At 33.9% G+C, this 8245-nt stretch carries 8 protein-coding genes; all 8 read right to left on the bottom strand.

The genetic code is table 11. The features are described 5' to 3' along the window. Positions 1 to 362: 362 nt before the first annotated feature. Positions 363 to 2219: a hypothetical protein gene (locus tag AB0C84_RS44660; RefSeq protein ID WP_361078659.1), complete on the bottom strand. Its 1857-nt coding sequence runs from the start codon at positions 2217 to 2219 to the stop codon at positions 363 to 365. Next, positions 2203 to 4266: a DUF5906 domain-containing protein gene (locus AB0C84_RS44665; protein ID WP_361078662.1), complete on the bottom strand. Its 2064-nt coding sequence runs from the start codon at positions 4264 to 4266 to the stop codon at positions 2203 to 2205. Before AB0C84_RS44665 ends, AB0C84_RS44660 begins: the two co-directional genes overlap by 17 nt. Before the next feature lie 250 nt (positions 4267 to 4516). Beyond that, positions 4517 to 4960 (bottom strand): hypothetical protein, encoded by a 444-nt coding sequence (locus tag AB0C84_RS44670; protein WP_361078665.1) that lies wholly within the window; start codon positions 4958 to 4960, stop codon positions 4517 to 4519. A gap of 11 nt (positions 4961 to 4971) precedes the next feature. Beyond that, positions 4972 to 5496: a DUF334 domain-containing protein gene (locus AB0C84_RS44675; protein WP_361078668.1), complete on the bottom strand. Its 525-nt coding sequence runs from the start codon at positions 5494 to 5496 to the stop codon at positions 4972 to 4974. Next, entirely contained in the window at positions 5489 to 6706 is a 1218-nt protein-coding gene (locus AB0C84_RS44680) for a hypothetical protein (protein ID WP_361078671.1), read from the bottom strand. Before AB0C84_RS44680 ends, AB0C84_RS44675 begins: the two co-directional genes overlap by 8 nt. Further along, positions 6703 to 7152, bottom strand: a complete 450-nt coding sequence (locus AB0C84_RS44685) for a hypothetical protein (RefSeq protein WP_361078674.1) — start codon at positions 7150 to 7152, stop codon at positions 6703 to 6705. Before AB0C84_RS44685 ends, AB0C84_RS44680 begins: the two co-directional genes overlap by 4 nt. 301 nt (positions 7153 to 7453) lie before the next feature. Next, positions 7454 to 7831 carry a hypothetical protein gene (locus AB0C84_RS44690; RefSeq protein WP_361078677.1) on the bottom strand — a complete coding sequence of 126 codons (378 nt, stop codon included), beginning with the start codon at positions 7829 to 7831 and terminating at the stop codon, positions 7454 to 7456. Between the two features lie 16 nt (positions 7832 to 7847). Next, the coding region (locus tag AB0C84_RS44695; protein WP_361078680.1) for a hypothetical protein at positions 7848 to 8245 on the bottom strand (398 nt) is incomplete at its 5' end.

The raw sequence follows: 8245 nt of genomic DNA on the forward strand, positions 1-8245 counted from the left end.
AAAATGGCACAGATGACCCCTTGGGAGAGTAAGGATGAAACCCTCTGTGCCCAAAAAGTAAGGTTTTTTGAAAATCCTTCATTTTTATACCATAAAAATATACAAACTTATTCATAAATATACAATTTTATCAATAAGATACAACCTCTATACCCCGACACTGGTACCAGTTCTCTATATAATATTTGAATTTTATGGTAAAAAAGTGGGAAAAATGGCACAAGTCAAGGGAGAGTAAGGTTCTAGCGTCTTCAGTGGCGAGTAGTTTATTGAAAGAAATAAAGCGTGAGACTTAGAGCCTCAAGGGTTGTGCCATTTTTCCCAAAGGTTTTGGGTTTTTGGCACAATAAAAAGACCTCGGCTCAATCGCCGAAGTCTTTCAATTGTTTAGTTGCCCACGATATATAGTAATCACGGTCAATGTTGCTCAATTCTGTTTTTCTCAGTTGGTTTACCTCATTAATGATATTATATTGTTGTTGTGGTACCACTGTATTGACTTTAACGTAGCCTTTTTTAGATTCTTTTGTGCTTGTTAGACCGGTAACACCTGACTTAGTAGCGATAATTCGATTAACTTTTTGATATAACTTACCCGATTCATCACGCATTGTGTGTTTTCCTGTCACTTTAGCAAGTTGTACAAAGTCCCATTTGTTTTGATTATCATTAATGTATTGTTCAATTGATGTACTATACAATAAGTGATTTGTTACAGCGTCTGAGACAACTTTTGGAAATACTTGGGTATTTTTATAATCAAAGTTCTTTAAATTACCTCGGCGTTTTACGTTACCATCTTCAGTTTCAAGTACAGCATAGTTTGTTGTAGCAAGCGCTACACGCTTATATTTATCTTCTTCAAGATCTAAATTAAATAATCGTTTCACTTCATTAATCACTGGTTTTGAATCGAATTGACCTATGCAATAAATACCATCTGTATTAACCGAAATGACTTTAGCACCTTGCTTCGTTGCAAGTTCAACCATTTTTAATAATACAGCTTGACCAATAAGCCTTAAGGATAACATTTTATTCGGTGTGTATAATGCACTAAATTTAGCGTCCATACGCCCACTCACTGTGTTCAATACCAATTTCAACGCTTTTTCACGTTTCGGGTTCAACTTATTATGTTTGAGTGTTAAACGTTCTTCTCTAATTGCATTGTACTTTTGTGTTGCTGTACCTAGTGCATTTGAATTAATAATCAGACTTGGGTACATACTAGCTATATCGAGTTCTGTAACATCATTGTATATGCCTTTAATACACCCATGTGCACCACCTTTTGAAATTGTGATGTGAATACCATGTTTGTTGATTGTATAACCTTTAAATTTATTAGGTTCTATTTTAGAGCCATTTTCACGTGTTTGTAATTCAATTTTACCGTCACGATTATAATATCGTTGTCGTTTATTACCTTTTGTGTCATCTACATACTGCTTATCTAACATTTCCAACAATTTGTCAACGTTACTTACATCAAATAATGAGCTTAAATCATGTCCATTATAGTTTAATGTTGGTTTATCTATATCTTTTGGTTTATGTGTATAGTTGTCTGTTAGTATCTTATCAATCATAGATCCTTGTGACTTACCCGCATCACGATCATTTAAATTGAACGATTCAACAAGGCTCTCAGATACTTCAAAATGACTTTCATATACGTGCATAAATAACTTAGCGGTAGCTCTCACATCGTACATGTTATATTTCACGACTTTTAATAATTCATTTTCAGTTAATGTGTCTTTAAATAACAACCCTTCATCTTCAACAATATCAAGTTGCATATAACTTTCCATTTGTTTTAAGCTGATACGTTCGCCTACAACGTCTTTAACGTCGTATTCAATATGTTTATCATTCATTTTGGGTAAATCAAACAATCGTTCTTTTGAAATTGTATTATTTACAATGTCATCAGATAATTGTTTAATACTATCAGTGTCATAACCATGCTTAACTAAACTTAAAATATATTTATCATAATGTTTGTTATTAAAACCGATGAATATACCGTCATTGATAATTGAATGAAATGTATTGTAATCAAGCACTGTATGTTCATTATCATATACAGGCTTGATTCTGTGAAAGTACATATACATTTGGTTAGTGTGCATATCTAATAATGCTATTGTTACACCGTCATTGATAACTTCAATATCGTATGTGTAGTAATCTTTGTTAAGCATTTGAATCACTGCCAAAGTTAACAATATTTGAGTTAAATGATTTTGTACTATCTTCAGACTGTTTATTTGTATAATCTTCGTAATTTAAATGTTCAACAATACGCTCAACTATATGTGGTATTGCTTTTTCTTGTAGTACATCAATCGTTTTACCTGTTTTAGGGTGTCTGACACGTGTTCTGCTTTCCATATTTAAACCAAAGCCACTGAATTGTTGATCCATGTTATCTTTGAAATACTTCTTCAAACCTTTATCGTTTTTATATTCCTCTACTGATTTAAACCAATTGATAAAATCATCTTTCATTGTGCTTTTTGGATAGTATTTCAACATCTCAATTAATACATCAATCATTTCTTGTTGTGATGTGATTTCTTTTGTTGTGTTGTCTAAATAATCAATAGCTTTATAGATAAAGAATTGAAGTATTCTATTGTCTTTATCTATAAATTTGCGTGTTTGCATAGCCATTTCGTTTGTAACCAATGGGTTATTTACATCAACTGGGCTAAAGTCGTTAAACACACCATTTTGATAATGTTGATTGAACTTTTTCATGCAATATAATGCAAAATACGGCAATTCTTCATTGATTACAGTTTGTGTGAACTCTTCTTTATCTTTGGCTGTTGGTTTATGACCGGTTGTAGGTACAATCACAATACGACGTAACACACCACCATCTTGTAATGATGTTGAAACTTGTGGCAACCCTTTATTCATCGAAAATAGCATTTTTGAGTATAGTGCTGCTGGTTTACCTTGTTTGAATTTAGCCTCAACACGTACCGTGTCACCACCTGATATTTTCTTTAAATTATTAATTAATTCAGCGTTGAAGTGTGAGTCATCAACTTCTGTAACTAAATTCATTTCTTTACCTACCATATCCGATGACGCGAATCGGTTAGCGCTTAACTGGTTTAAACCTACGCTTTGAATATTAGCGGAACCAAACATTTTTTCAATCACATTACCAATGAAGAATGATTTACCACTTGAACCGTTTGGATCGTATAAAAACGTTACGATATTCCACAATTTATGCGTATGCATAAAACTATAACCAAGTAATGTTGTCATGTATTCTGATGCGTTACCCACCAATAACTTCAAACGATTTAATGTTTTCGGACATTTTGTTTCAAGATATTGCAATGTTAATGGTTCTTCATCATCTTTAGCTATCGGTAAATTGTAATCATGATGTTGTCTCAAATATTGTGTACGATTATGTTCTATTAATTGATCATGTTCTATATCATATATACCATTTTTGAACCACACGAGTTGTGGGTGTTCTTCAGTATATTTATCAATTAAATTAGCGTCTAAATCATCAGCATTAGGTATTAAGTTCATTACCGTATCAACAACTTGCTTCTCTGCTTTACTGTTCTCTGATCTAAAGCCACTATAAATTTGATGTACAAGGTGTTGTATTTTACGTTTCACAACAGTTTTCTTAAACTGTGTTACTTTATGTGTATTTCGGTCATAGTAATAAATTAAATCTTCAGCACCGTCAATTGATGAGATTTGCATATAACCTTTCACATGATGTTCTATTATAAAGTTTGCAAGTAATTCCGGGTCAATTTGCACGTTTTTACGTTCCAAGTGTATTAAATTACCTTTATCGAATTTCGGCTTAAATGTAGCTTTTAAAAAGCAACAACGAGGGTTATATCGATCTACAACAATACACATTAACTTTAAATATGCGTGATAACGTCCTAATGTTTTAATTATACGTTTATCTGTTGGGTCATCTACCTCTATATCTGCGTCGTCATTATCTTTATGCAAATACATTTCCATTGTTGCGTTGTTAAATGTATTGTCGGTATCCAATTCAAACACTACATCTTTAAGATAATCGTATAAGTCATCATCGACTTTAGTATTAGATAGCGTCGTATTCACGTTTTGATATAACGTTCCATAATTTTTATAGCTTGTGAATATACTGTCATTAATTACGTGAATGTCTGTAAACCACTTGTTATTAAGTGTTGGTGTGGTCTGCTTTTGCACTGTATTGTTCTTACTCATAATGTATCTTCCTTTCGATTTTTGATTGGAAGACACGTTGCATATGTATCAACAAAGTTGTTTTACTTTTGTGTTAAAGTGTGTACAACGCACACAAAATTATGATATAATCTTAATTGAATAATAAAGAAGAAAATAACCATCATCTTTATTATCATCACTAAACATAACAATATCACCATTGTTGACACGTCTGCCAACGTGTCTTCTTTTATTATTATAGCACGTTTGCGTTTTCAATGCATTCGTGCTATTTCTTTTGTCCGAACCATCTTCTAAATAAACTTTTCTTCTCAGGTGCTGTTTCTTTTTCAACCTCTGTACTTTCTTCTGAACCCGAACCACTTTCCAATTCATTCAACCGTTGCCCTGTAACTAAATTCAATTGTTGTTGTTGATCTAATAACTTCGCTTGTGTCTTTAGTAATGCGTCTTTTTCTTCAATTTGTGCTCTGAGAAACGCATTCTCTTGCAACAACTGTTGTACTAATGTACTGTCATGTGTTTCAGTTGATGTATCATTACTGTATCGTGTTTTATTCTGCAACACTTTATCAGTAATCTGTTGTTCCAGTGTATCGTTGATGTAATTCACACCGTCGATAACCTTAAATTCAGTGTTTTCAGGTTTGTTTCGCGTGATAGTCGGTTTTGATACCCCTAATTTATCGGCTAGTTGCTTGATTGTTAACATTGTACCACCTCTTAATTAGTGTACCATCGGTGCAACAAATACGCTACACCCGTTACAACACCGACCCAGAACATTGGCGTGATGAGATATGCGATGTACCACAAACCTGTTACATACCATGTTTTACTGTGTTCTATCTTTGTTGCGATGAATTGATACGCATGTTCTAAAAATGGCATATCAGCAAGCATTGTGAACACCAATAACACAACAGCGAATGCAACAAACCCAATCATCGCTGAAACATACCACTTCTTATATTTTTCAGTTTCATCTTTCAACTTACGTGAATATGAAATGAGTGTGTCCGTTGCCTCCTTGATTTCATTTTGTGACTTAACCCTAAATTCATTAGTTTCTTTTACAACGTCCTCTGTTGCTTTTTCTAGGTTGTTGGTTAAACCTTTTTTGACGGTATCTGCGATGTCGTACAAGTCATTTGATTTTAACGACACTTTAATATCGCGCTCTTGTTTTGCGTAAGCGTCGAGTTTTTGTGCTAAAGTGTTAATATCTTGATGTGTTTTGCTATCCAAGTTCAAAGCCTGTGTCTTTGTCTTTAGCTCGTTTGCTACGGTTTGTAGTTCTTGTTGTACTTGTTTCGTTGTTTTCGACGTGTCGTTGATGGTCTCGATGTTGTTTTTCAACTCGGTGATTGTTTCTAGTAACTTTTGAGTTGCGTTCTTTTCTGCCATATTCTTTTACCTCCTCATTAATTTGGTCTAAAAATGTTATGCTTTCATCATCAAATTCAAGTTCCAGTTCATCATCATCATCATCATCTTCTTCTTCATCTGGAACAATTAAATTGGATAACATTTCTTTTTGCTGGCTTGTTAAATCATCGGTATTGATTTCAAAATCGCCTGTTTCAAGTAACTTATCTTCAATTTTTGATTTAACACCTGATAACGTGTAATCATCTTTACTCAATGTTTTCGCTTTAATTGTTTTTTCAGATATTTCACCCTTTTTGTTGGTGTAACTAAAGCTATATTTGATGTTTTCACCGTCTTTAGTTCCGGCTTCTTCAACGCCTATCTGATATTCTTCATTTAACATCTGTTTAAAGTCATCAAATGACTTCACGTTTTCATCATCAATAACCTTTTGAATTTGTTCTCGCACTTCGTCTTTAGCTAATGTCATACCATTTTTACGAGCCTTACGCTCATTCGGTGATACGTATTCACCCTTTGAACGTGCTTCAGCTTTACGTGATTTATTTAAGCGCCAGTTGTCTTTATCAAGTGGTGTATACCCGTAATCAATCATGACTTCATCACTAATTTCAGCTAGTTTCGTCCATTTTGTCATGTCACCTCTTTGTGACTTACCGTCACTACCTACCGCATTACTGATGAGATGATTGTGATACAACCCCGACTTACCATCGCATTGTGTTACAACTAAACATTGATAGTTTTCACCGTAAATTCTTCGGGCTTTTTCTAAACCCATTTCATTCACAAGTTGTATCGTTGAATATTTACCATTTTTAGGTATCTCGTCTTCTGAATAACTATCAATGATTGAGTACCCTTGTACATAACCTTCGTGTTTATTGTATTGTTTTTGCACGTCACGCATTTGTGGTTTAGCTAGAAACGCACTATTACCTGTTACAGCTAAATTCAAACCCGAAACAGCTTGTACCCGTCGCCCATTTGTATGTTCATGATCGTAGTGTGGTTTTGAACTTAAAACATAATCGATTGACTTTTGAACATTACGTGTTGAACTCACTTGTATTGTTGCGATAATGACCCCACCTTTCTGTTAAAATCAGCGATATTTTTTCTCGTTTTCTTAATCTGTTGTCGGAAATCATCGATGTTTTTAAAATCATCTACACTTAAATCATCACGTAACTGATGTGTGTTCAATAACTTCACATATTGGTTAAAGTTTCGTGCAACACCTTGAATATCGTTTCGCAATTCACTTGCTAAAATTTGAAGGTCTTTCATCACTTCAAATGTCTCATTATCAAATACTTGTTTCGGCTTAAATGTTTGCTTGTTATCGAGCCATTCTAATGTGATTAACCGAGCAATCTCATTCGGCGATTTATAGCCTCTTAATTCATCTGACAACGTCTTTAACCGGTCATATTCATCTTCACGTACCCGAAACACAATCGTTTTTGTTTTGCGTTCTGTTTCGGGTAATTTGTGCTTTACATCTGTCATGATGTTCACCCCTTTAAGTTCAAAAGATTGATTTTAATACACGCCCAATAATAGTGGGCTAATTGTGTATTAAAATATGTGTTGCGTCGCAAAAATGTGCGACCATTGCAACACATCAAATGCGATTTATTGCAGGGCACTATGCTCAACGCATATCACCCCTTATAAATCTGAGGCAAGCAGTCCCAATGTAAACATTGGGCGCTTGTAAGAGAGACGCTGCGCTCTCTCTTAACTCTCTAGCGAGTACACACCAAAGGTGTGCAACATCACCGGGATTGTGCCGGCGATGTGATACCCTTTAGCTGTGACGGTTAGCGTCAGCGAAAGGGTTATCGTCTACATCATAATGTTGTGATGTAGACTGTGGCGTTTCATCTGTAGCAGATGATGAAACGGAAACCTCACTTGATACATCAAGTGAACCACTATCATCAAACAAATATGATTTGATAGTGGGTAAATCTTTAACATCAATTGCACCTGTGCTAACCATATCTAACAACTTCATTGATACATCGTTAGTGTATTCAAGTTGTAGTTTATCAAACTTGCGTTGATGGTTAGCAAGTTTGTTCTTTTCTTTATTGATACGCTCATGTGTTGTAGAGATATTGTGTCGTATCTGTTCTGTATCTTTCACATAATTTTCTTTAAGTTTTACTATTGATTGATTCATTATTATTCACCTTTTTTCATATTTGCTTGTATGAAACTGTGTCAAAATTACCAGTTATTATGCGTCGTATATAGTGCGATGATTCTCGATATTGATCCCAACGTTCTCTTTCTTCTAATTGATTGAATAATGTATTCATGTTATCTTTAATATTCTCATCATAACTATCATTATACTGTCTATATGCATAATATAGTTCTTTATATAGGTTATCGTCCAAATTCAAACTATTATTTATTAAATGACTGTCTAAATAACTTGGTTTAGACATAAGAAATTCTAACTGTTCATATATCCATGATTTTATAGTTTCAGGTGTTTCTTTATAAGAACTCCAATCTTCTTCTATTTCAATAAGTTTAAGTAATATACCTTGTGCAAATATATCCTCTTGTCGATAAGCATCAAACAACC

This window comes from Actinomadura sp. NPDC048955, from assembly GCF_040649435.1.
GTDB lineage: Bacteria > Actinomycetota > Actinomycetes > Streptosporangiales > Streptosporangiaceae > Spirillospora > Spirillospora luteofluorescens.

Coding starts and splice junctions, on each gene's coding strand:
- AB0C84_RS44690 (WP_361078677.1), bottom strand. CDS start 7,831: ATGAATCAATCAATAGTAAAACTTAAAGAAAATTATGTGAAAGATACA.
- AB0C84_RS44685 (WP_361078674.1), bottom strand. CDS start 7,152: ATGACAGATGTAAAGCACAAATTACCCGAAACAGAACGCAAAACAAAA.
- AB0C84_RS44670 (WP_361078665.1), bottom strand. CDS start 4,960: ATGTTAACAATCAAGCAACTAGCCGATAAATTAGGGGTATCAAAACCG.
- AB0C84_RS44665 (WP_361078662.1), bottom strand. CDS start 4,266: ATGAGTAAGAACAATACAGTGCAAAAGCAGACCACACCAACACTTAAT.